General features: G+C 43.5%; 27 protein-coding genes. All 27 read left to right on the top strand.

Going from position 1 to position 24,455, the window contains the following annotated elements; genetic code table 11:
• The first annotated feature begins 37 nt into the window (after positions 1-37).
• The 27 genes from H8Z82_RS05985 (at position 38) to H8Z82_RS05855 (ending at position 24,442) form a co-directional block, all read left to right on the top strand.
• The gene (locus H8Z82_RS05985; RefSeq protein WP_019162355.1) at positions 38-1,273 is read left to right on the top strand and encodes an FtsW/RodA/SpoVE family cell cycle protein; all 1,236 of its coding nucleotides are present in this window, start codon (positions 38-40) and stop codon (positions 1,271-1,273) included.
• Positions 1,274-1,419: 146 nt separating this feature from the next.
• On the top strand, positions 1,420-1,653 hold the full coding sequence (gene acpP / locus H8Z82_RS05980; protein ID WP_019162354.1) for an acyl carrier protein: 234 nt from the start codon (positions 1,420-1,422) through the stop codon (positions 1,651-1,653).
• 185 nt (positions 1,654-1,838) lie between these two features.
• Positions 1,839-2,759, top strand: coding sequence for an ACP S-malonyltransferase (fabD, locus tag H8Z82_RS05975; protein WP_186994569.1), 921 nt, complete (start codon positions 1,839-1,841; stop codon positions 2,757-2,759).
• On the top strand, positions 2,760-3,500 hold the full coding sequence (fabG, locus tag H8Z82_RS05970) for a 3-oxoacyl-[acyl-carrier-protein] reductase (RefSeq protein WP_186994568.1): 741 nt from the start codon (positions 2,760-2,762) through the stop codon (positions 3,498-3,500).
• 11 nt (positions 3,501-3,511) lie between these two features.
• Positions 3,512-4,747, top strand: a complete 1,236-nt coding sequence (fabF, locus tag H8Z82_RS05965; protein ID WP_019162351.1) for a beta-ketoacyl-ACP synthase II — start codon at positions 3,512-3,514, stop codon at positions 4,745-4,747.
• A 106-nt stretch (positions 4,748-4,853) separates the two neighbouring features.
• A complete protein-coding gene (gene accB / locus H8Z82_RS05960; RefSeq protein WP_186994567.1) occupies positions 4,854-5,330 on the top strand; it encodes an acetyl-CoA carboxylase biotin carboxyl carrier protein in 477 nt (158 codons plus the stop codon).
• Between the two features lie 26 nt (positions 5,331-5,356).
• The gene (gene fabZ / locus H8Z82_RS05955; protein WP_019162348.1) at positions 5,357-5,788 is read left to right on the top strand and encodes a 3-hydroxyacyl-ACP dehydratase FabZ; all 432 of its coding nucleotides are present in this window, start codon (positions 5,357-5,359) and stop codon (positions 5,786-5,788) included.
• Positions 5,789-5,791: 3 nt separating this feature from the next.
• Positions 5,792-7,138 carry an acetyl-CoA carboxylase biotin carboxylase subunit gene (locus tag H8Z82_RS05950; RefSeq protein WP_186994566.1) on the top strand — a complete coding sequence of 449 codons (1,347 nt, stop codon included), beginning with the start codon at positions 5,792-5,794 and terminating at the stop codon, positions 7,136-7,138.
• A 181-nt stretch (positions 7,139-7,319) separates the two neighbouring features.
• Positions 7,320-9,035 carry an acetyl-CoA carboxylase carboxyltransferase subunit alpha gene (locus H8Z82_RS05945; protein WP_186994565.1) on the top strand — a complete coding sequence of 572 codons (1,716 nt, stop codon included), beginning with the start codon at positions 7,320-7,322 and terminating at the stop codon, positions 9,033-9,035.
• Positions 9,036-9,455: 420 nt separating this feature from the next.
• The gene (gene gltX, locus H8Z82_RS05940; protein WP_186994564.1) at positions 9,456-10,907 is read left to right on the top strand and encodes a glutamate--tRNA ligase; all 1,452 of its coding nucleotides are present in this window, start codon (positions 9,456-9,458) and stop codon (positions 10,905-10,907) included.
• A gap of 2 nt (positions 10,908-10,909) precedes the next feature.
• Complete coding sequence (locus tag H8Z82_RS05935; protein ID WP_026077026.1) at positions 10,910-12,736, top strand: ATP-dependent helicase; 1,827 nt, start codon at positions 10,910-10,912, stop codon at positions 12,734-12,736.
• Positions 12,733-13,293, top strand: coding sequence for a 4'-phosphopantetheinyl transferase family protein (locus tag H8Z82_RS05930; RefSeq protein WP_019162342.1), 561 nt, complete (start codon positions 12,733-12,735; stop codon positions 13,291-13,293). The genes H8Z82_RS05935 and H8Z82_RS05930 overlap by 4 nt, the downstream gene beginning before the upstream one ends.
• A gap of 3 nt (positions 13,294-13,296) precedes the next feature.
• Positions 13,297-14,442, top strand: a complete 1,146-nt coding sequence (locus H8Z82_RS05925) for a hypothetical protein (RefSeq protein ID WP_019162341.1) — start codon at positions 13,297-13,299, stop codon at positions 14,440-14,442.
• 66 nt (positions 14,443-14,508) lie between these two features.
• On the top strand, positions 14,509-15,447 hold the full coding sequence (spoIIIAA, locus tag H8Z82_RS05920; protein WP_303242017.1) for a stage III sporulation protein AA: 939 nt from the start codon (positions 14,509-14,511) through the stop codon (positions 15,445-15,447).
• Positions 15,432-15,950 (top strand): stage III sporulation protein AB, encoded by a 519-nt coding sequence (locus tag H8Z82_RS05915; protein ID WP_019162339.1) that lies wholly within the window; start codon positions 15,432-15,434, stop codon positions 15,948-15,950. The genes spoIIIAA and H8Z82_RS05915 overlap by 16 nt, the downstream gene beginning before the upstream one ends.
• A 27-nt stretch (positions 15,951-15,977) precedes the next feature.
• Complete coding sequence (gene spoIIIAC / locus H8Z82_RS05910; RefSeq protein ID WP_019162338.1) at positions 15,978-16,172, top strand: stage III sporulation protein AC; 195 nt, start codon at positions 15,978-15,980, stop codon at positions 16,170-16,172.
• A 43-nt stretch (positions 16,173-16,215) separates the two neighbouring features.
• Positions 16,216-16,602, top strand: a complete 387-nt coding sequence (locus H8Z82_RS05905; RefSeq protein WP_026077024.1) for a SpoIIIAC/SpoIIIAD family protein — start codon at positions 16,216-16,218, stop codon at positions 16,600-16,602.
• Positions 16,599-17,762 (top strand): stage III sporulation protein AE, encoded by a 1,164-nt coding sequence (locus tag H8Z82_RS05900; protein WP_186994563.1) that lies wholly within the window; start codon positions 16,599-16,601, stop codon positions 17,760-17,762. Before H8Z82_RS05905 ends, H8Z82_RS05900 begins: the two co-directional genes overlap by 4 nt.
• Positions 17,763-17,808: 46 nt before the next feature.
• Entirely contained in the window at positions 17,809-18,372 is a 564-nt protein-coding gene (locus tag H8Z82_RS05895) for a stage III sporulation protein AF (protein WP_019162335.1), read from the top strand.
• Entirely contained in the window at positions 18,365-18,679 is a 315-nt protein-coding gene (locus tag H8Z82_RS05890; protein WP_019162334.1) for a hypothetical protein, read from the top strand. The genes H8Z82_RS05895 and H8Z82_RS05890 overlap by 8 nt, the downstream gene beginning before the upstream one ends.
• Before the next feature lie 10 nt (positions 18,680-18,689).
• Entirely contained in the window at positions 18,690-19,388 is a 699-nt protein-coding gene (locus H8Z82_RS05885) for a SpoIIIAH-like family protein (protein ID WP_019162333.1), read from the top strand.
• Between the two features lie 124 nt (positions 19,389-19,512).
• Positions 19,513-21,102 (top strand): peptide chain release factor 3, encoded by a 1,590-nt coding sequence (locus tag H8Z82_RS05880; RefSeq protein ID WP_019162332.1) that lies wholly within the window; start codon positions 19,513-19,515, stop codon positions 21,100-21,102.
• A gap of 108 nt (positions 21,103-21,210) precedes the next feature.
• A complete protein-coding gene (locus H8Z82_RS05875; RefSeq protein WP_019162331.1) occupies positions 21,211-21,597 on the top strand; it encodes an Asp23/Gls24 family envelope stress response protein in 387 nt (128 codons plus the stop codon).
• 69 nt (positions 21,598-21,666) lie between these two features.
• A complete protein-coding gene (gene nusB, locus H8Z82_RS05870; protein ID WP_019162330.1) occupies positions 21,667-22,119 on the top strand; it encodes a transcription antitermination factor NusB in 453 nt (150 codons plus the stop codon).
• Positions 22,116-23,336: an exodeoxyribonuclease VII large subunit gene (gene xseA / locus H8Z82_RS05865; protein ID WP_186994562.1), complete on the top strand. Its 1,221-nt coding sequence runs from the start codon at positions 22,116-22,118 to the stop codon at positions 23,334-23,336. The genes nusB and xseA overlap by 4 nt, the downstream gene beginning before the upstream one ends.
• Complete coding sequence (xseB, locus tag H8Z82_RS05860) at positions 23,323-23,571, top strand: exodeoxyribonuclease VII small subunit (protein WP_019162328.1); 249 nt, start codon at positions 23,323-23,325, stop codon at positions 23,569-23,571. Before xseA ends, xseB begins: the two co-directional genes overlap by 14 nt.
• Entirely contained in the window at positions 23,546-24,442 is an 897-nt protein-coding gene (locus H8Z82_RS05855) for a polyprenyl synthetase family protein (protein ID WP_019162327.1), read from the top strand. The genes xseB and H8Z82_RS05855 overlap by 26 nt, the downstream gene beginning before the upstream one ends.
• Positions 24,443-24,455: the final 13 nt, after the last annotated feature.

Raw genomic sequence — 24,455 nt, 5'->3', positions numbered from 1 at the left:
CTGCTATAATACGAAAAAGATAAAAGGTTATCATAAGATGAATGGTAACAAGCGATATAATGAAGGTGATTCCATGCAGAAAACAAAAACGCAGAAGCAGAGCAGGATTTCTGGTGCAAAAGCAGGCAGATCCATACAGCATGCCAGGGCAGATTATTACGATTACAGTCTGGTGGCAGTTATAGTGCTTCTGATCTGCTTTGGACTGGTTATGCTGTACAGTACCAGTTCCTATATGGCGGAAGTGAAATATGGAAATGATATGTTTTATTTTAAAAAACAGGCAGCGATCAGTGTAGCGTGTGTTGTGATGGCCCTGATCATTTCCAGAATTGATTATCATATTTTGCATTATTTTACTACAATTTTATATGTAGCAGCATTTGGACTTATGCTTCTGGTAAAAACCCCTCTGGGAACCGCTGCCAATGGTGCCCAGAGATGGCTGCAGATCGGACCGATCCAGTTTCAGCCATCAGAGATTGCAAAAGTGGCAGTCATCGTGTGTCTGCCCTACATGATCATCAAAATGGGACGCAGGATCAAAACTCTGAAAGCATGTATGGTTCTGCTGGGCGTAGGTGGTTTGCTTGCGTTTGGGGCTTACCAGTTTACAGATAACCTGAGTACAGCAATTATTATCTTTGCGATTACGATTGGTTTGATCTTTGTGGCACATCCGGATACAAAAATATTTTTTATCCTGGGAGGAGCAGGACTTGCCGGGATTGCAGCTGTGGTCATGTTTTTGAATGCAACAGTCAGCGTAGACGGAGATATCAGCTTCCGTCTTCGCCGTATTATGGTATGGCTGCACCCGGAGGATTTTGCAGATACCTGGGGCTATCAGACAATACAGGCTCTGTATGCCATTGGTTCCGGAGGTTTTTTCGGCAGAGGGCTGGGCAACAGTATCCAGAAGCTTGGAAGTGTGCCGGAAGCACAGAATGATATGATTTTTTCTATTATCTGTGAGGAATTGGGGATTTTCGGTGGGATCATTGTGTTGCTTCTATATGCCTATCTTTTGTATAGATTATTTTTTATTGCACAGAATGCGCCGGATATGTTTGGGTCACTGATGGTCAGTGGTATTTTTATCCACATTGCGCTGCAGGTTATCCTGAATATTGCGGTTGTGGTAAACCTGATGCCGAATACAGGAGTTACGCTGCCATTTATCAGCTATGGAGGGACATCCATTGTATTCCTTATGGCAGAAATGGGACTTGCTCTCAGTGTGGCACGGCAGATTAAATTTAAGGATTCCTGATAATAATAAGATAACAAAAATAGTGCTTGACAAACGGAATAGGAGCATATATACTTTGAGTATCAAAGTAATTATGAAATAAAACATCCGGCAGAGAGATAATAACCGAATCATACTGCAGGACTTAATTAAAGGAGAAAAAAGCAATGTTAGAAAAAATGAGCAAAATGATCGCAGAGCAGTTAAATTGTGATGCATCCGAGATTACTTCTGAGACTTCTTTTAAAGATGACCTGGGAGCAGATTCCCTTGATCTGTTTGAATTGGTTATGGCTCTTGAGGACGAATATAATATTGAGATCCCGGCAGAGGAGCTTACAGATCTGACAACTGTTGGTGCAGTTATAGATTACCTTAAAAACAAAGGCGTAGAAGCATAATAAAGTGAAGCAGAACTCCTTGGAGACCTGGCTGTTACCAGGCTCCGGGGAGAATTTTTTAAATATATACTTTGACATACAAAATATTTTATTGTAAAACTAATGGAATATCAAGGAAAAATATTTTTTGTCCTGATATTGCAATATATAACTGACAAGAGTGGAGAAAGATGAGGAAATAATATATGTCCAAGATTGCATTTGTTTTCCCTGGACAGGGTGCCCAGTATACCGGAATGGCAAAGGATTTTTATGAGAACTTTCCGGTATGCCGCCAGGTTTTCCAGACAGCGTCTGAAGCCAGCGGGCTGGATGTCAGGGCTTTATGTTTTGAAGAAGAGGACAGATTAAATATTACGGAATATACACAGATTGCCATGCTTACTGCGGAAATTGCCATGCTCCGCGCGCTGGAGGAAACAGGAATCCATTCTCAGGTAAACGCAGGACTGAGCCTGGGAGAATATGGTGCACTGATTGCTTCCGGAGTGATGAAGGAGAAGGATGCTTTTGAGGTGGTAAGAAAAAGAGGCATCTATATGCAGGAGGCTTATCCCACAGGTGGTGCTATGTCAGCAGTTCTGGGAACAGATGCAGGGCTGATCGAGAAGGTATGCGAAGAGACAGAAGGTATTGTTTCTGTTGCCAATTATAACTGTCCGGGACAGATCGTGATCACAGGAGAGGAAAAGGCAGTTTCTGCTGCAGGAGAAGCTTTGAAAGAAGCAGGAGCCAGAAGAGTGATCCCGCTGAAGGTCAGTGGTCCTTTTCATTGTGAATTGCTGAAGGGCGCAGGTGAGAAGCTTGGACAGGCACTGGAAGCAGTGGAGCTGCAGCCATTTTCCATACCATATGTCACTAATGTTACTGCAGGATATGTAACAGAACCTGATTCAGTAAAAGAACTTCTGGTAAGGCAGGTGTTCTCTTCTGTACGTTGGCAGCAGTGCGTGGAAACTATGATCCGTGACGGGGTGGATACCTTTGTGGAAATCGGACCCGGAAAAACACTTACAGGTTTCCTGAAAAAGATCAACAGAAATGTGAAGGCTCTTCATGTGGAAAAGGCAGAGGATCTGGAAACGGTCAGAAAGGAGTGTCTGTAAATGCTGGAAAATAAAGTAGCTCTGATCACAGGAGCAGGAAGAGGAATCGGCAGAGCCATTGCTGTGGCTCTGGCAAAAGAAGGAGCACAGGTAATTATCAATTATAATGGCTCAGAAAAAAAAGCCTCAGAGGTAAAACAACTGATTGAAGAACAGGGTGGAAAAGCTGTTACCTGCCAATGCGATGTCAGTGATTTTACAGCCTGCGAGAAAATGATCAGGGATGTGGTAACGGAGTTTGGACATTTGGATATTCTGGTGAATAATGCCGGGATCACAAGAGATGGGCTGATTATGAAAATGAAGGAAGAGGATTTTGATGCTGTATTAAATATTAATCTGAAGGGAACCTTTAATACAATCCGCCACAGTGCAAGACAGATGTTGAAGCAGCGCAGCGGTAAAATTATCAATATTTCTTCTGTGTCCGGCATTCTGGGAAATCCAGGACAGGCCAATTATGCAGCATCCAAGGCTGGCGTGATCGGTCTGACAAAGACTATGGCCAGAGAGCTGGGAAGCAGAGGAATTACAGTAAATGCCATTGCACCGGGCTTTGTGGATACAGAGATGACAGAGGTTCTGGGAGACAGCGTGAAAGAAGCGGCCTGCAGGCAGATTATCCTGGGACGGTTTGGAAAACCGGAGGATATTGCCAATACAGCAGTATTTCTGGCATCTGAGAAAGCAGATTATATTACAGGACAGGTCATCAGTGTGGATGGCGGTATGAATGTATAAAGGAGAATAAAATGAGAAGAGTAGTGATTACAGGTATGGGAGCTATCACTCCTGTAGGTCTTAGTGTAGAAGAATTCTGGAACAGCGTAAAAGAGGGCAGAACAAACTTTGCAGAAGTAACCCGCTTTGACACGACAAAATACAGAGCACATATGGCAGCAGAGATCAACAATTTTAACCCCAAAGATTACATGGATTTTAAATCTGCCAAACGTATGGAGCTTTTCAGCCAATATGCAGTGGCTGCAGCAAAAGAAGCCATCGAGCAGTCTGGCCTTGATATGACAAAAGAAGATCCCTTCCGTGTAGGATGCAGTGTAGGAAGCGGTATCGGGAGCATGCAGGTAGTAGAGAAATCCTGCGAAATTCTGGAGACAAAAGGTCCTGGCAGACTGAATCCGCTGATGATTCCACTGCTGATCTCAAATATGGCATCTGGAAACGTATCCATTCAGTTCGGACTTCGTGGAAAGAATATTAATGTTGTAACAGCCTGCGCAACAGGAACACACAGTATCGGTGAAGCATACCGCACTATCCAGTGGTCTGATGCAGACGTAATGGTAGCAGGGGGAACAGAAGCTGCTATCACACCAACAGGCTTTGGTGGTTTCGCAGCCCTGACAGCTCTCACATCTTCTACAGATCCAAAGAGATGTTCGATTCCGTTTGATAAAGAAAGAAGCGGCTTTGTTATGGGCGAGGGTGCAGGTGTTGTAGTTCTGGAAGAACTGGAGCATGCCAAAGCCCGCGGTGCGAAGATTCTCGCTGAGGTTGTAGGCTATGGCGCAACAGGAGATGCGTTCCACATCACATCCCCTGCAGAAGACGGTTCCGGTGCTGCCAAAGCCATGGAGCTTGCTGTAAAAGAAGCAGGTATATCTACAGATGATGTATGGTATGTAAATGCCCATGGTACAAGTACACACCACAATGACTTATTTGAAACTATTGCCATTAAGAAAACATTCGGTGAGCATGCAAAAGAAATGAAAGTAAATTCTACTAAATCCGTCACAGGACATCTTCTGGGAGCTGCCGGTGCAGTAGAAGTGATCACCTGTGTTAAAGAACTGCAGGAAGGACTGATCCATCAGACAGTGGGCTATCAGGTACCGGACGAACAGTGCGACCTGGATTATGTAGGAAACGGCCCAGTTAAGATGGACATCAAATATGCGCTGTCAAATTCACTTGGATTTGGCGGACATAACGCATCTTTACTTATTAAGAAATACGAAGACTGATTTTACAGAAATATAATTAATACAGATCCGGCGGAGTGTGAAAGATCAGATATCTGTCTGGATCAGACAGCCTGGATATATGATTGATTCAGGCAGGAGGACATAAATGGAATTATCAAATATAATAGAACTGATCCACGCAGTCAGTGATTCAAATCTGACACAATTTAATCTGCAGGACGGAAACTTAAATATCTCCATGTCAGCAGAGAAAACAATCGTACAGCAGGTTGCAGCAAATACAGATGCTGCATTGTCAGTTCAGTGTCAGCCGGTGATGCAGTCGGCAGCGCAATCTGCAGTGCAGAATCAGATAACTGGTCAGGCATCCGGTACAGAAACATTTACAGGAAATGTAGTGAAATCTCCTCTTGTAGGAACCTACTACGCAGCTTCATCTCCTGAAAGTGCTCCGTTCGTGAAAGTGGGAGATAAAGTAAACAAAGGCCAGGTTCTTGGTATTGTTGAAGCAATGAAGCTGATGAATGAGATTGAATCAGAATTTGACGGTACTGTCAAAGAAATTCTGGTGGAAAATGAACAGATGGTAGAGTTCGGACAGCCAATGTTTGTGATAGAATAGAGAAAAAAGATAAGGAGGCATTCATAATGAAGCTTACAACAAAAGAAATCATGGAAATCATTCCCCACAGACACCCGTTCCTCCTGATCGATACAATCGAAGATCTGGTTCCAGGTGTAAAGGCAACAGGAAAGAAATGTATTACTTACAATGAACCACAGTTTGCAGGACATTTTCCACAGGAACCAATCATGCCCGGAGTTCTGATCATAGAAGCACTTGCTCAGACTGGTGCAGTTGCAATCCTGAGCAAACCGGAGAATAAGGGAAAAATTGCATATTTTGCATCTATCAATAATGCAAAATTCAAGAACAAAGTAGTTCCGGGTGACACTCTTACACTTGAAGTAGAGATCATCAAGGAAAAAGGGCCAATGGGAGTTGGAAGAGCAAAAGCTACAAATCAGGACGGCAAAGTAGCAGTGATCGCAGAACTGACTTTTGCAGTAGGAGCATAACAAATGTTTGGAAAAATTTTGATCGCCAACCGTGGCGAGATCGCAGTGCGCATTATCCGTGCATGCCGTGAAATGGGAATCCACACAGTTGCTGTATATTCAGAAGCAGACAGAGATGCCCTGCATACTCAGCTTGCAGATGAAGCAGTCTGCATTGGCAAAGCACAGTCTACAGACAGCTATCTGAATATGGAGCGAATCTTAAGCGCAACTATTGCCACAAATGCAGAAGCTATCCATCCGGGCTTCGGATTTCTTTCAGAGAACAGCCGATTTGTGGAAATGTGTGAAAAATGCAATGTAGCATTTATCGGTCCATCAGCAGAGGTTATTTCCAGAATGGGAAATAAATCAGAGGCAAAAAATACTATGCGCAGAGCCCAGGTCCCGGTGGTACCAGGCACAAAAGAGCCGATTTACACAGTGACAGAAGCACAGGAAGCAGTAAAAGAAATCGGATTTCCGGTTATGATCAAGGCTTCTGCAGGTGGCGGTGGAAAAGGAATGCGTGTAGCACGTAATGAGCAGGAATTTGCCAAATTATTTGAAACAGCACAACAGGAATCTGTCCATTCTTTCTCTGACAATACCATGTATTTGGAACGATTTGTGGAAAATCCCAGACACGTAGAGGTACAGATTCTTGCAGATAAATACGGAAATGTGATCCATCTGGGAGAGCGTGACTGTTCTGTTCAGAGACGCCACCAGAAAATGATCGAAGAATCTCCCTGTATTGCAATTGCAGACAAACTGCGAAAGAGAATGGGAGAAACCGCAGTCCGTGCAGCAAAGGCAGCAGGCTATGAAAGTGCAGGAACCATAGAGTTCCTTCTGGATCAGTCAGGAGAATTCTATTTTATGGAAATGAATACCAGGATCCAGGTAGAGCATCCTGTGACAGAATTTGTGTCTGGCGTAGACCTGATCAAAGAGCAGATCCGTATTGCGGCAGGAGAACCCTTAAGCGTTCAGCAGAAAGACATAGAAATCCGCGGTCACGCCATGGAATGCAGGATCAATGCAGAAGACCCTGAGAGACATTTTATGCCATGTCCCGGCAGGATCACAGATCTGCACCTTCCAGGCGGAAACGGAATCCGTGTGGATACAGCAGTTTACAATGACTATGCAATCCCGCCATACTATGATTCCATGATCGCTAAGATTATCGTCTATGACAAGGACCGCCGCAGTGCTATCCGGAAAATGATCAGTGCACTTGGAGAAGTTGCGATTGAAGGAGTAAAGACCAACGTAGATTTCTTATATGAGCTTCTCAATCAACCGGATTTTCAGGAGGGAAACATTACAACTGATTTCATTCCACAGCATTATCCGGATCTGTAAAAGAAAATCTGGTGCAGATATATTTTATAGTTCAGTAGAAATTACATATTTATCAAAAGGTAATTAATGAGCGAACCGATAAAATTATTTTTGATAGAATTAGTTTGATTAATAGTTATTAACGTTATTTTGTTGTGTGAAAGCAACAGCAAATTGGGTTACATAAAGGAGCAGGATTTTAATGGCAGACTTGAAGAGATTTTTTAAGAAAACAGTTTCAGAAGAGCGGAATAAACAGTCCGCATCTGTTTCCGTACCTGAGGGTTTATGGATCAAATGTCCAAAGTGCGGAGAAATGGTTTACAGAGAAGACGTAATATCCAACGCCTATGTGTGCCCGAAATGCGGAGGATATTTCAGAATCAGCGCAAAACGCCGCATCAAAATGATCGCAGATAAAGGAAGTTTTAAAGAGTGGTTCACAGGAATTGATAACAGCAATCCTCTGGATTATCCGGACTATCCACAGAAAATTGAGAATCTGAAAGAGAAAACCAAAATGGATGAGGCCATTCTTATTGGAGAAGCTACAATCGGCGGCATACGCACCGTACTCGGAGTAATGGATGCCAGATTTCTGATGGCATCCATGGGTTATGTAGTAGGAGAAAAAATTGCCCGTTCATTCGAAGAAGCTACACGACAGAGTCTTCCGGTTATCCTGTTCTGCTGCTCCGGCGGTGCCAGAATGCAGGAGGGGATTGTATCACTGATGCAGATGGCAAAAACCTCCGCTGCTATCAAGCGCCATTCCGAGGCAGGACTTCTCTACACATCTGTGCTTACAGACCCGACAACCGGTGGCGTCACTGCAAGCTTCGCCATGCTTGGAGACATTATCCTTGCAGAACCAGGTTCCCTGATCGGATTTGCCGGCCCGAGAGTCATTGAACAGACTATAGGTCAGAAACTGCCGGAGGGTTTCCAGAGACCGGAGTTTCTTCTGGAACATGGATTTCTCGATGGAATTGTCGAACGAGGCTCCATGCGTGATGTTCTTTCGCTGATTCTGAAACTGCACAATACCAGAGAATGTTATGGAGAATTTCCTCAGGAAACAGCAGCAAGGGCATTTGATACTTTTGGCAAAAAGAAAAAGCAGAAGAAACAAAAAAATCTTACAGCCTGGGACAGAGTCCAGATCGCCAGAAGCAGCGACCGTCCGTCAGCAGCGGAATATATTGATGCCATTTTTGATGATTTCATGGAATTTCATGGTGACAGAGGTGTCAGAGACGACAATGCCATCATCGGTGGTGTTGCCACACTGGATGGACAGCCTGTTACAGTAATCGGAATCCGTAAAGGGCATACTACAAAAGAAAACATCAGATGCAACTTTGGAATGCCGTCACCGGAAGGGTACAAAAAAGCTCTTCGCCTGATGAAACAGGCAGAGAAATTTGGGCGCGCAGTTATCACATTTGTAGACACTCCCGGGGCATTCTGCGGACTGGAAGCAGAAGAACGGGGACAGGGCGAAGCCATTGCAAGGAATCTCCTGGAAATGTCTGATCTGAAGGTGCCGGTTCTTTCTGTTGTAATTGGTGAAGGCGGAAGTGGAGGTGCACTTGCACTTGCAGTTGGCAATGAAGTCTGGATGATGGAAAATGCAACCTACACCATTCTCTCGCCGGAAGGGTTTGCTTCCATTCTCTGGAAAGACAGCAGGAAGGCACCGGAAGCTGCGGAGGTTATGAAAGTAACAGCGGCTCATCTGAAAGAGCTTGGGATCATTGAACGGATCATACCGGAGGAATATCCGGCAAGTGAAGAGAATCTGCCGGAAATCGCAGAATATATGAAAATCAGAATGAAGCAGTTTCTGGTGAAACAAGCTGGGAAAAGTGGACAGCAGATCGCGCAGGAACGGTATGAGAGGTTTCGTAAGATGTAGCGTGTGAATGGCAAGAGGGACGCGCAGAAAAATATTTTATTGGGAGTGCGGTTTCGGGGTCTAAGATATTCTAAGTCCTCAGAAATCTGCTAAAACCATGAGCCGGCTTGTCAAACTCGCTACGTCTCCGACTTCGCTCAGACAGTGATGCAGCCGGCTCATAACGCAGATTTCTGAGAACTAAGAATATCTAAGACCCCTGCAAATGCACTCCCAATAAAATATTTTTCTGCGCTGTTTTGTTGCATGTTGTCATGCGTCCCTTTCCACAACGAACTTTTTTAAAATTTCCTCCATCCCGACTTGAAATAAGAAAGCCTCTGACGTATAATAAACCCGAAAGTAGAAAGGCGCTGCTTTTAAGCAGGGTCTTTTTTTACAGATTTTGAATATATGAAAAATTCAGGAGTGAAAAAAGTTATGGCTAAGATCAGAACAAGATTTGCACCAAGCCCTACAGGCAGAATGCATGTTGGAAATTTAAGAACAGCATTATATGCATACCTTATTACTAAACATGAAGGCGGAGATTTCATCCTCCGTATTGAAGATACAGATCAGGAACGTTACGTAGAAGGCGCTGTAGATATCATCTACCGTACCCTTGCAAAAACAGGACTTCTCCATGATGAAGGCCCGGACAAGGACAAAGGCTTTGGACCGTATGTACAGAGTGAGCGTCAGGCGCAGGGAATCTACCTGAAGTATGCACAGCAGTTAGTAGAGCAGGGAGATGCATACTACTGCTTCTGCAAGAAGGAAGAACTGGAAGGTATGAAACGTGTTGTAGCAGGTAAAGAGATTTCTATCTATGACAAACGTTGTCTGAAACTTTCCAAAGAAGAAGTTCAGCGTCGTCTTGATGCAGGAGAACCACACGTAATCCGTTTTAACATGCCGACAGAGGGAACTACAACATTCCATGATGTGATTTACGGAGATATTACAGTAAACAACGAGGAACTGGAAGATCTGATCCTGATCAAATCTGACGGATACCCAACTTACAACTTTGCAAATGTAATTGATGACCATTTAATGGAGATCACACACGTAGTAAGAGGTAACGAGTATCTTTCTTCAGCTCCGAAATACAACCGTATCTACGAAGCTTTCGGATGGGATATTCCGGTTTATGTACATTGTCCGCTGATCACAGATGAGACACACCAGAAGCTTTCCAAGCGCTGTGGCCATTCTTCCTATGAAGACCTGCTTGATCAGGGATTTGTTTCAGAAGCAATTATTAACTATGTGGCACTTCTTGGATGGAGCCCTGCTGACAACAGAGAGATTTTTACACTGGATGAACTGGTACAGGCATTTGATTATCATCATATCAACAAATCTCCGGCAGTATTTGATATTGCAAAACTTCGTTGGATGAATGGTGAATATATCAAGAAAATGGATGCGGATGAATTCTATGAGAGAGCACTTCCGTATATGAAAGAAGTTCTAAAGAAAGACTACAATTTCAAGAAGATTGCAGGAATGGTACAGACCAGAATTGAAACATTCCCTGACATCCCGGCCCTGATCGACTTCTTTGAGGAAGTACCGGAATATGATTCTGCTATGTATTGCCATAAGAAAATGAAAACAAACGAAGAGACCTCTCTCGCAGTATTAAAAGAAGTACTTCCGGTTCTGGAAGAGCAGGAAGATTATACAAATGATCCGCTATTTGAGTCATTAAGTGCATTTGTAAAAGAGCATGGTTATAAGAACGGATATGTAATGTGGCCTCTGCGTACTGCTGTTTCCGGCAAGCAGATGACACCTGCAGGAGCTACAGAGATCATGGAAATCATCGGAAAGGATGAGACAATCAGACGAGTAAAGGTGGCTATTGAGAAATTAAGCAAATAAATATGAAAAGAAATCCATCTCAAATCCGGGCGATCGCTCATCTGTCAGGGCCAATGATGGTCCTGGCAGGTCCCGGCTCGGGAAAAACTTCAGTGATCGTGGAGAGAACTGCATATATGATCAATGAGGGGAAGATATCCGCTTCCTCTATTTTGGTTGTAACTTTTTCCAGGGCAGCGGCAGTTGAGATGAAAGAACGTTTCCTGAAATTCGTGAACAGGGATCGGAGTGAAGTGACCTTCGGAACCTTTCACGGAATTTTTTATGGCATTTTAAAGGCTGCATATAATCTGAATGCATCTAACATCCTGTCAGAAGAAGAGAAATATAGTATTCTTCGGGAAATGACGGAGAAATTCGGACAGGAAATGGAGCAGGAGGGAGACTTTCTCGAGGAGATAGCAAAAGAAATCAGTGTAGTCAAGGGAAATTGCATTTCCCTTGAGCATTATTATGCATCCTGTTGCTCAGATGAGGTTTTCCGGGAAATTTATAATGGATATAAGAATGCTCTTCGCACCCGACGGAAGCTGGATTTTGACGATATGATCCTTTGTTGTTATGAACTTTTTTCCCAGAGACCGGATATTTTGAAAGCCTGGCAGAAAAAGTTTGTTTACATTCTGGTGGATGAGTTTCAAGATATTAACAGTCTTCAGTATAAAATACTGCAAATGCTGGCTGCACCTGCAAATAATCTGTTTATTGTAGGGGATGACGATCAGTCCATCTATCATTTTCGTGGAGCCAGACCGGAGATCATGCTGAATTTTACCAGAGATTATCCGGGGGCAGAAACAGTCCTTCTGGATGTGAACTACAGATGCTCAGGTAATATTCTGAAAACAGCTATGAATGTGATCAACTGTAATAAAAAACGTTTTCGTAAGAAACTTACTACACCCAATGATGTTGGGATGCCTGTTACCTGTAAGGTTTTTGACAATCCCAGGGAAGAGGCTGTCTGTGTTGCAGCAGCTCTGAAAAAAAGACTGGAAAAAGGAGAAAAACTGGAAAATACGGCGATTCTTCTTCGCACCAATCAGGAGGCAGAGAGTCTGATCACAGCTCTTATGGAGTATCAGATTCCTTTTACGATGAAGGAACAGCTTCCGAATCTGTACAGACATTGGATCTGCCGGAATCTGTTGGCATATCTGCATATGGCAGCAGGGGACAGAAGCAGAAAAAATTTTCTGGAGCTGATGAATCGCCCAAACCGCTATATTTCCAGGGATGCGTTAAAGAATTCCCAGATTAGTTTTCATGATCTCAGAGAATATTATAAAGATAAGGATTGGATGTGTGACCGGATCACTACACTGGAAACGCACCTGCGGATTCTTGGTACTCTTTCTCCTTTTGCTGCTGTTAATTTTATCCGCAAGGGGATGGGATATGAGGAGTATCTGTGGGAATATGCTCAGTTTCGAAGATTGAAGCCGGAGGAGCTTTTGGAAATCCTGGATCGGATCCATGAGAGTACCAGAGGTATGAAAAACCTGAAGCAGTGGGAAGATTATATAGAGGATTATACGGAGAAGCTGAATGAACAGGCAAAAAGGCAGAGAGACCGTAAGGAGGGAGTAACAGTATCGACTCTTCATGCAGTGAAGGGGCTGGAATATGATATTGTTTATATTCTGAATGTAAACGAAGGAAGCATTCCATACAGAAAGGCTGTTCTTGCAGAATCTGTAGAGGAAGAGAGAAGACTGTTTTATGTAGGGATGACCAGAGCCAGAAGAAAACTGGTTCTTGCCTATGTGAACCGCCAATATGAAAAGGAGCGGGAGCCATCCCGTTTTCTTGAGGAGACAGGCTTATGAATAAAGGGATTATTTATTATACCAGAATAAGGGGAGAATATCAGAATACCCATCTGGAGCACATGATCGGAGATAAGCTTCTGGAGATAGCCTTGAAACAGGAGCGAAATATAAAGCTGAGTGAGGAACCCAGGGGTGTGGGAGAGCATGGAAAGCCCTTTCTTTCTTACCGACCGGGTGTACATTATAATATCAGCCACTCAGGTGCTTATGTGGTATGCGTTCTGGCAGACCAGGAGGTGGGAATCGATATACAGATTCACCGAAAGGTAGACTATGACAGAATGCTCAGAAGGATGGTTACAGAGGAAGAGAGAGAAGAAATACGAAAGAGACCAGATCTGGAACAGGAATTTTTCAGGCAGTGGGTAATGCGTGAGGCTTTTATTAAGTGGACAGGAGAGGGGCTTTCCAGGGATCTGCGAAAAATTTCTGCAAAAGAAGGTATCTGCAGGTTTTTAAACCTGCCGGAAAGGGAAAAAGGGTACAGCTGTGCCTTGTGGTCTGCTGATCCCATGGAAATAACCTGGAAATATGCAGATATTATGCTTGATTAAAAAATGGATAAACAGACGAAAAAAGAAATCCGAAGGCTGACTGTAAAAGTGATTATAGTAGCAATGGTATTTGGGCTGGCTTTCTGGGGGTATGCATTTGTCTACAGAGGCAGAACAGAACCGCCGGCTAAATATCCGGTCACCAATCAGGATGCAGCGGTTTATTCTCTCAGAGGACAGATCCAGATGCTTTCCCAGAAGGAGGATCTGATCGCATTTGCTTTTGAAGACAGAAAAAATGAAAAAGAATATGGAACCTATATTATTCCGGGACTGAAATATACCAGAACCTTTCTGAGTGCCCAGGGAAGCAAAAAGGCTGTGTGTACTTCCATGACTCCCCAGGGGCTGGCAATCACCCCGGAATATGTGCTGATCAGTGCCTATTGTCATACAGGAAAGCACAATTCGGTTATTTATGTGATAAATAAAGAAACCCACCGGTTTATCAAGGAGGTTGTTCTTCCGGGACGGCCCCATGTGGGAGGCCTGGCCTATGATGAAGCGCATAATATGTTGTGGTATTCCTCCAACGTAAATGGGATTGCTCAGGCGGTGAGTATTAAAATGGATGTACTGCAAAATTATAATTATACAGAAAACAATATGCCGATACAGACAAATCAGACCTGCAGCCTTTATGGAATTATGAGAGATTCTTTTATGACTTTTTACAAGGGGTGTCTTTATGTGGGCTGCTTTAATAAGTATACAGAGAGTAATATTGCCAGGTATAGCGTGGACGGAGAGGGAAACCTGATCAATACCTTTGACAAAACGTTGGGAATGAATTTCGAGATGGCTGTTCCTCTGGATTATTCAACAATTTCTGAGCAGGCTCAGGGAATGGCATTTTATAATGATAAGCTTTTGCTGTCCCATTCTTTTGGAATTTTGCCATCCAGAGTGGTTTTTTATGAACAGTCGGATAAGAGATTGTATGTCAACGAAAATTCGGCAAGAAGTTTTCGGTTTCCGGAAATGATCGAGCAGATCGTAGTAGAGGGAGATGACCTTTATGTACTGTTTGAATCGGGTGCTTATGCTTATCGGGGATATACTGGTAATGTGGTAGACAGAGTGCTGAAGTTGAGTCTGCCCAAAATGGAGGCTTTCGAAAGCAGAAATGAAGTGGGAAATCTGGACTGAAAAAATCCGGGGAGAAAAGTTTCAGGGAATAAAATCGGATTGTCCACATATATTAAGTGTAAAGAGGTGAGATATATAGAAGCAGAACAGATTGAAAACCTGTTTGCCGGGAATATCCGGCAGCTTTTAATGGATGCGAAATTGAATTATGATAAATTATATGAAATACGCCTTCGGGTGGGGAGACCTTTGTTTCTGACTTATGATGGCGGAGAATGCTTTCTCAAAAGACCGGGGCAGGAACAGTATCTGGTTACCCGTGAGGATTTGAAAGAAACTCTGGAATATGTGACAGGCTACTCGTTATATGCTTATGAAGATGAAATCCGACAGGGGTATATCAGTGTACAGGGAGGACACAGAGTAGGAGTGACAGGAAAGGTGATTCTGGACAGGGGCAGGATTATGGGGATGAAATATATTTCCTGTATTAATGTCCGGCTGGCTCATGAAGTGCAGGGATGTGCGGACAGTATCATGTCCTATATCCGTACACAGAACTGGGTAGCAAATACACTGATCATTTCACCACCCCGCTGTGGTAAGACAACTCTCTTGCGTGATATTATCCGTCAGCTCAGTAACGGATGGGCGGATACTCAGGGCCTGACTGTAGGTGTAGTAGATGAGAGAAGCGAACTGGCAGGATGCTACCAGGGAATTCCTCAGAATGATCTGGGAATGCGCACAGATGTGCTGGACTGCTGTCCGAAATCTGAAGGAATGCAGATGCTGGTACGATCCATGTCTCCGGATGTGGTGGCTGTGGACGAGCTGGGGTGTGAGGAGGATTTCAAAGCTGTGGAAACAGTGATCCACTGTGGCTGCAAGCTCATTGCCACTGCTCATGGAGAAAGCCTTGAGGATATTTTGGACCAGCCATTTTTTTACAGACTTATGAGCGAAAAGATTTTTGAGAGATATATTATTCTGGGCAAAAATGATCAGGCAGGATATCTGGAGGGAGTTCTGGATGAAAATGGAAGGATATGCTTAAAACAATAGGAATCTGTATGATCCTGCTCTCAGGTGCAGGTCTGGGGTTTAACAAAAGCAGGGAACTGGGAAACAGAAAAAAACACCTGGAAATGCTTATGAGAATGATTATCCTGCTTAAAGGAGAAATACGTTATGGAAATACGTCTCTGTACGATGCCTTTACCGGAGCAGCCGGCAAATTGGAGGGAAAGTACAGAGAATTTTTTTTGAATACAGCAGAGGAGATAAAAAAGAAAAAAGGAAAACCTTTTGGGGAGATTTTTCGCAGCTGTGCCCGGGAAAGTCTGGATGATCAGAATTTTACCAGAGAAGAAAAAGAAAAAATCTTTTCCCTGGGGGAGAGACTGGGATATTTGGGAATGGATATGCAGCTTCGCCAGCTTCAGCTTCTGGAGGAGGATGTGGAAAATGAAATACAGGAACTGAATAAAGATCTGAAAGAAAAGAAAAAAATGTATCAGAGTCTGGGAATCCTGCTGGGTATTTTGCTGGCAGTACTGGTAGCATAAAAATAACAGGAAAGGAAGAGAAAGATATTGGAGGTCAGTATTATTTTTAAAATAGCTGCTGTGGGAATTCTGGTCTCTGTTCTCTGCCAGATTCTTAAACACAGTGGAAGGGAAGAACAGGCATTTCTGGTAAGCCTGGCGGGACTTTTAATGGTTCTGTTCTGGATCATTCCCTACATATATAAACTGTTTGAAGATATCCAGCAGTTATTTGTGCTGTGAAACAGGCCATCTCTGCATTCAGAAAGGCAGGATTGAGGAGAATATGGATATAATTAAAATTTCAGCCCTGGGAATCTGTGGTGTGATGTTGGGATTTCTGTTAAAAGGCACCAGGCCGGAATATGCTTCCCTTGTCACTATGACCATAGGTCTGACGATCCTGGGACTGGCAGCAGGTAAGGTGGCTTATTTGTTTGAAACTTTGGACAGACTAAGAAAGAGTGTCTCCATTGATGGAAGTTATATAGCCATTTTGCTGAAAATCATTGGTGTAACCTATATCGGACAATTTTGTGCATCTATCTGTAAGGATGCAGGATATCAGGCGATAGGGGCACAGATTGAGCTTTTCTGTAAGCTGTCAGTGATGGTACTCAGTATGCCGGTCCTATTGGCAATTCTGGATACTATTTCGGAGTTTATGGTATGAGGTGTTTCCGGAGGATAGTCAGGATACTGGGAACTGCCCTGCTGCTTTGGATCTGCCTCTGTCAGGTGCAGGCTGCAGGAGCACAGACAGAGACCGAAGATGCAGAAATATCGGTGGTTCAGGAAGAACTTTTGGGACAGATAGAATTAGAGGAAGTCCAGAAGCTGGTAGATGGAATTCTGGATGAGAAAAGCTTTTCAATAAAAGATGCAGTGATGAATATGATGAAGGGGGAAGAACCTATTTCAAAAGAAGCAGTGCAGGATATGGTGCGCAGCTTCTTTTTTTCAGGAATAAACCAGGAGAAAGGGATGCTTTTTCGCATTTTACTTTTGATACTTCTGGCTGCAGTGCTGTCAAACTTTGCAGATGTATTTGAAAATGGATATGCAGGAAATGTGAGCTTTTATATTGTGTATCTGGTATTGTTTATGACTCTTATGGAGAATTTTGCAAATCTTGGAAACTCTCTGACAGAATATCTTGTTTCTCTGACAGAACTTATGAGGGTTCTGGCCCCTGCATATTTTATTGCCACAGCTGCTTCTGCGGGAGCTTCCACAGCAACTGTTTTTTATGAGGTTGCGATGTTACTTATCTGGACAATTCAGTGGTTCCTGGTCTATATACTTTTACCGGGAGCAAAGATATGTGTTCTATTGAAGCTGGTGAACCATCTGTCCAGAGAAGAAATGCTGGGAAAAATGGCGGAGCTTTTGGAGATAATGATAAACTGGGGATTGAAAACTCTGTCAGGTATAGCTGTAGGACTGCAGGTTATAAGAAATCTGGTAGCTCCTGTGATGGATTCGCTGAAACGTTCTGTGATCGGAAAGACGGCTGCAGCAATACCGGGAATCGGAAATGCTGTGAATACGATTACAGAATTGGTGCTTACTAGTGCAGTACTGGTAAGGAATAGTCTGGGAGGAGTGAGTCTGGTACTGCTTGCGGCTGCAGGGCTGGGACCGATTTTGCATTATGGATTTCTTTCCTTGTCTTATCGATTTCTGGCAGCTCTGGCTCAGCCGGTTTCAGATAAAAGGATCGTCGGGGCATTAAGTTCCATGGGGGAAGGCTGTGCTATCCTTCTGAAGATTTTGTTTACAGCGGAATTGCTGTGCATGCTTGCGTTTCTGATCCTGTTGGCAGGAGGCTGAACAGAATTGCTGTGAGAAAAATGAAAACAGTTGGATTGGGGGAATTATGAAAGAAATTGTTTATCAGTGGGTGAAAAATCTGGCAGTTTTTTATATTTTGCTGACCGTAGTTCTTCACCTCATGCCGGATAAGAAATATGACAGATATGTGCGTCATTTTATGGGACTTTTACTGATTGTTATGATGAGTGCACCGGTGTTTATGCTTTTGGGGAAAAGCGGAAAGATGATAGAGAGTTTTCAGATGAATTTCAATCAGGAAAATAAAAAAAGAGAAGAAAGGGAAGTGGAAAATCTTCAGATGATATATCTCCGGAAAGGATATGCTGCAGAGCTTCAGAAAAAAATCACGGAATCTTTAAAAAACTGTGGCATAGAAGTACAGGATGTGGAAGTAAATATAGAAGGAGAGAAATTCAAGGCAATGATCACAGTGGACAAAGAGACCACCGGGGAACAGAAAGGAAGGATTGCAGATGATCTCAGGGAAAAATGGGGATTCAGGGAAGGGGAATATAGTATCCAGACTGAAGAATATGACTCCCGGGCAGTGGATCATTCTGCTTCTGCTGGGGTTACTGCTGGCAGTGGCAGCCCTGCCTGTGGCTGAAGGACAACAAAAGTCTGCCATTTCTCTCGCAAAAGATTCAGACAGTGAAGAAAAAAATCAGCTGGAGAAAAAACTGGAGAGTATTCTTGAGAACATGGAAGGGGTGGGAAAGGTGCAGGTGATGTTGATGACAGATGAGAAAAACAGTGGGGAAAGCTTTATGGAGTCTGCAAGGATACAGGTTACAGGAGTTCTTATTTCTGCCCAGGGAGGAGAAAATCCGGTAACAGTACATAAGATTCAGCAGGCAGTAATGGCATTATTTCAGGTAGAAGCCCATAAAATAAAAATAGTAAAAATGAAATGAGGAGAATAATGTGAAAAAAGTCATCAAAAAAAATCAGGTAATCATCACCTCCCTTGCAATCCTGATCGCAGTGGCCGGATATCTGAATTTCGCAGATGTGGATCTTGGGGTCAAGGATAAGGAGGCCAGTACGGACAGCAGCAGTATCCTGGAGGATGCAGGGTATGATCTGACAGATTCGGAGAACACCAGTACCCCGGGAGAAGCAGTTCTTACGGGAGCTGACAGTTTTGCAGCACAGGCAAGGATAAGCAGAGAACAGACCCGTTCCCAGAATAAGGCAGATCTGCAGGATATCATCAATAATAAGGATATTGATGATGAGAAAAAACAGGAGGCCATTCAGACTATGGTGTCCATGACAGATATTACCGAAAAGGAAGCGGCAGCAGAACTTCTCCTGGAAGCAAAGGGATTTGAAGATGTGATCGTCAATCTGACAGGAGAAACTGCAGATGTGGTAGTGCCGGAAGAAGAACTTTCTCAGGCACAGAGAGCACAGATTGAAGATATTGTAAAACGTAAAACCGGAATCGCACCGGAAAATATAGTGATCACACCTCTGAATCAGAGTGAAGAGGATGCAGGGGATGAAGAAGTAGAAGAAGATGAGGCAGAACAGACAGAAGAAACCGATCAGCAGACAGAAGAGACAGCTGCTTCACCTTATGAAGATTCGGTGGTTGATTCTACAGACATATATGACTAGAAAATGATACTAGAAAATGATGTTGTACATTGGCTCTTGACAGGCCGCTATAGCATATACTAGAATAGGAATGCTGTAAAAAAATAATGATAATTAAGAAGAAAGAGAGTTCAGGAGGCCGAACGTGTCTAAATATACCAACGAAATAGAAAAGAGAAGAACATTTGCCATTATTTCCCACCCGGATGCAGGTAAAACTACATTGACTGAAAAATTTCTGCTGTATGGCGGAGCAATCAATCTTGCTGGAAGTGTAAAGGGCAAGGCAACTGCCCGCCATGCAGTATCAGACTGGATGGAGATCGAGAAGGAGAGAGGTATTTCCGTTACCTCTTCTGTTCTCCAGTTCCATTATGATGGATATTGTATTAATATTCTGGATACTCCGGGACATCAGGATTTCTCTGAGGATACCTATCGTACTTTGATGGCTGCGGATTCTGCTGTCATGGTTATTGACGGCTCCAAGGGTGTGGAGGCTCAGACACGTAAGCTGTTTAAGGTATGCGTGATGCGTCATATTCCGATTTTTACTTTTATCAATAAAATGGACAGGGATGCAAATGATACCTTTGATCTTCTGGACGAAATAGAGAAGGAACTGGGAATTGCAACCTGTCCTGTTAACTGGCCTATCGGTTCCGGTAAGAAATTCAGGGGTGTATATGACCGCAATACAAAGGAAATCCTTACTTTCTCTGATACCCAGAAGGGAACCAAGGAAGGTGTGATCCAGGCAATCCCGTTAAATGACAGCCGTTCAGATGAGGTGATGGACCCGGAGCAGAAAGCACAGCTTCTGGATGAGATTGAGCTTCTGGATGGTGCAAGTGCTGATTTTGACCAGGAGCTTGTGAGTAAAGGTAAGCTTACCCCTGTATTTTTTGGATCTGCCCTGACTAACTTTGGTGTGGAAACATTTCTGGAGCATTTCCTTCAGATGACCACTTCTCCTTTGGCAAGAACATCAGATGAGGGTCTGATTGATCCTATGGATGATGATTTTTCTGCCTTTGTGTTCAAAATTCAGGCAAATATGAACAAGGCCCACAGGGACAGAATTGCATTTATGCGAATCTGCTCCGGTAAGTTTGATGCTTCCCAGGAGGTATATCATGTACAGGGAGAGAAGAAAATGCGTCTTCTCCAGCCTCAGCAGATGATGGCAGAATCCCGCCATGTGGTAGATGAGGCTTATGCAGGGGACATTATCGGTGTATTTGATCCAGGTATTTTTTCTATTGGTGATACTATCTGTGCACCAGGCAGAAAGTTTGCTTTTGAGGGAATTCCTACCTTTGCACCGGAGCATTTTGCCAGGGTACGTCAGATCGATACCATGAAGAGAAAGCAGTTTGTAAAGGGAATCAACCAGATTGCCCAGGAGGGTGCGATCCAGATTTTCCAGGAATTTAATACAGGTATGGAAGAAATCATTGTTGGTGTGGTAGGTGTACTGCAGTTTGATGTGTTGAAATACCGTCTGGAAAACGAATACAATGTGGACATCCGTCTGGAAAACCTTCCGTATGAACATATCCGTTGGATTGCAAATAAAGAAGAAATCAATGTGGAGAAGATCACAGGAACCTCTGATATGAAGAAAGTAACGGATCTTAAGGGAAATCCACTCCTCCTTTTTGTCAATGCATGGAGTGTGGGAATGACAGAAGACAGAAACCCGGGCTTAATATTAACAGAATTCAGCAAATAACCCTTTTCAATCGTTTTTCAATTTGATATAATATATAAAAATATTGGTTTATTGTCTCCGAATTTTTATGTTTTGGGGGCATCAATGAATTCCGTAGGAGGGTTTCCAATGGCAGAAAAAAGAACAACATATAAAATACAGGATTTAGGCGGCATTGGTGAGGTTCAGATTGCAGATGAAGTGGTTGCTATTATAGCAGGACTTGCTGCTACAGAGGTGGAAGGAGTTGCTTCCATGGCAGGGAATATTACCAATGAACTGGTAAGCAAGCTTGGAATGAAGAATCTTTCCAAGGGTGTAAAGGTTACCGTATTAGAGGGCGTTGTGACAGTAGATCTGAACCTGAATATTGAATATGGAAAGAATATCCTGGAGACCAGTAAAAAGGTTCAGGAGAAGGTTAAATCTTCCATTGAGAATATGACAGGGCTGGAAGTTGCAGATGTAAATATTCACATTGCCAGTGTAGATATGGAGAATGAAAAAGGAAAGTAACCCTTTCCTTTTTTCTGTTACATACATGGTACTGTCGCCGTCAGGCGGCATGTCTGTTTAGGAGGAATTATGCGAAGAAGAGAGCAGAGAGAACATATATTTAAGCTTCTGTTCATGACAGAATTTAATTCAGAGGAAGAGATGAATGAGCAGCTCTCCCTCTATTTTGACAGCCTGGAGGAACTGGCTGAAAAAGATCAGGAGTATATGCGGGAGAAATATAAGCATGTACTGGAGCATCTGGATGAAATTGATGCACTTTTAAATGAGACAAGTAAGGGCTGGAAAACAAAAAGGATGAGCCGTGTGGATCTTACTGCCCTGCGTCTGGCTGTATATGAACTGAAGTTTGATAAAAATGTACCTACAGGGGTGGCTATCAATGAGGCTGTGGAGCTTGCCAAGAATTTCGGCGGTGACACATCAGGCTCCTTTGTAAACGGTATCCTTGGCAAGATTGCCAAAGACGAAGATACTAAAGTCGAAGATACCAAAGTCGAAAGTGAAGAGAAAACAGAATGAAAAATGCATATTCTGTAGGCCAGGTAAACCGTTATGTAAAGAACATGTTTACCCAGGATTTTTTTCTGCAGAAGATATATGTAAAAGGAGAGGTGTCCAATTGTAAATATCATACAAGCGGGCACATCTATTTTTCCCTGAAGGATGAAACCGGTACAATGAGCTGTGTGATGTTTGCAGGGCACAGAAGAGGGCTGGCTTTTTCCATGAAGGATGGGGATAAGGTGATCGTTGGTGGTTCTGTTGATGTATATGAAAGGGACGGACGATATCAGCTTTATGCGAAGGAAATAACTCTGGAGGGAGCAGGAGCTCTGTATGAGAGATACCTGGCATTAAAGCAGGAACTTGAGGAAATGGGAATGTTTGCCGGAGAGTATAAACAGCCCATTCCCAAGTTTATCAGACGTCTGGGTGTAGTGACAGCTCCTACGGGTGCTGCTGTGCAGGATATCAGAAACATTTCATACCGCAGAAATCCCTATCTTCAGATTATTCTGTACCCTGCACTTGTACAGGGAGCAGGCGCGGCAGAGAGCATTGTGAAGGGCATCCGTATGCTGGATGGGTTAAATGTGGATGTGATCATTGTCGGCAGAGGTGGAGGATCTATTGAAGATCTCTGGGCATTCAATGAGGAAATTGTGGCAAGAGCAATTTTTGAATGCAGAACCCCGGTTATTTCTGCAGTGGGACATGAGACAGATTTTACAATTGCAGATTTTGTGGCAGATCTGAGAGCTCCTACGCCATCGGCTGCGGCAGAGCTGGCAGTGAATGATTACAGAAGTGTGGTAGAATCGGTTTCTGCTTACAGACAGAGAATGTACCGGGCTATGAGTACACATCTGGATTTTTACAGGAGCAGACTGGCGAATTTTAGTACAAAGTTTGGCTATCTGAGTCCGGAGTACAGGCTGAGAGAGCAGAGGCAGCGTCTGGCAGATACAGAGAGCAGTCTGCAGAATGCAATGGAAGGAAAGTTTAAGGAGAACAGACACAGGCTTTCGCTGTATGTGGAGCGTTTTACAGGGCTGTCTCCTTTGCGTAAGCTGAATCAGGGCTTTTCTTATGTGGCAGACCGGGAAAAAAGGACGCTGACAAGTGTAAAACAGGTAAAAAACGGGGATACCATTTATATATCTGTAACAGATGGAACGATAGAAGCAAAGGTGAACAGCATCAAAAAGGAGGAGCGTATCCATGTCCAAGGATAAGAGCAATGATCAGGTACCGGAAGAAAAGACTCTGGAGGAGGCTTTTACAGAGCTTGACGGACTGGCAGAAAAACTGGAGGACAGAGAAACCTCACTGGAGGATTCTTTCCGGTTTTACAGACAGGGGATGGAGCTTTTGAAATTTTGCAGTGAGAAGCTGGATACTGTGGAGAAAAAGATGCTGCAGATAAATGAGGATGGGACATTCAGTGAATTTTCAGGAAGAATTGACTAAAAAAACCGAAGAAATAGAAGCTGTGATCAGGGAATACCTTCCTGCAGAAGAGGGCTTCTCCAGAACTATGGCTCAGGCTATGAATTACAGTATGCTGGCAGGAGGCAAGCGCCTTCGTCCCATGCTGATGCAGGAAACTTTCAGGCTGTTTGGAGGCAGCGGGAAGCTGGTAAAGCCTTTTATGGCAGGAATGGAGATGATCCATACCCATTCTCTGATCCATGATGATCTTCCGGCTCTGGATAATGATGATTACCGGAGAGGCAGGCTGACCACACATAAGGTTTATGGAGAAGCTATGGGTATCTTAAGTGGAGTGGCACTTTTGAATTATGCCTATGAAACTATGCTGCAGGCATTTGCTATGGCAGAAACTCTTCGGCAGAAGGATGCTGTGATAGGTGCATTGCAGGTAATGACTGCGAAGACAGGGATCCACGGCATGCTTGGCGGCCAGAGTGTAGATGTGGAGAATGACGGCAAAGCTCTGGAAAAAGATATGCTGGATTATATTTATGAGAATAAAACCTCTGCACTGATCGAGGCTTCCATGATGACCGGCGCTATTCTGGCTGGTGCTGATGCAGAGCAGGTATCGGTGATAGAGCAGGCGGCAAAAAGAATCGGACTGGCCTTTCAGATCCAGGATGATATCCTGGATGTGACCAGTACAGATGAAGAACTTGGAAAACCGGTTCACAGTGATGAGAAGAACCATAAGGTTACTTATGTAACACTTTTTGGAATAGAAAAGGCGGCAGCACAGGTTGCCGGACTTTCGGCAGAGGCAGTAGCGCTGCTGGAAAGCCTGAATAAGAATAATGAATTTCTGTATTTACTGGTGGAAAAGCTGGTAAATCGCAGAAAATAAAGGAAGGATACAA

The organism is Blautia difficilis, assembly GCF_014297245.1.
Classification (GTDB): Bacteria; Bacillota; Clostridia; order Lachnospirales; family Lachnospiraceae; genus Blautia_A; species Blautia_A difficilis.
The sequence above is the reverse complement of the archived record's forward strand: the minus strand, read 5'-3'. Positions and strand labels throughout refer to the sequence as shown.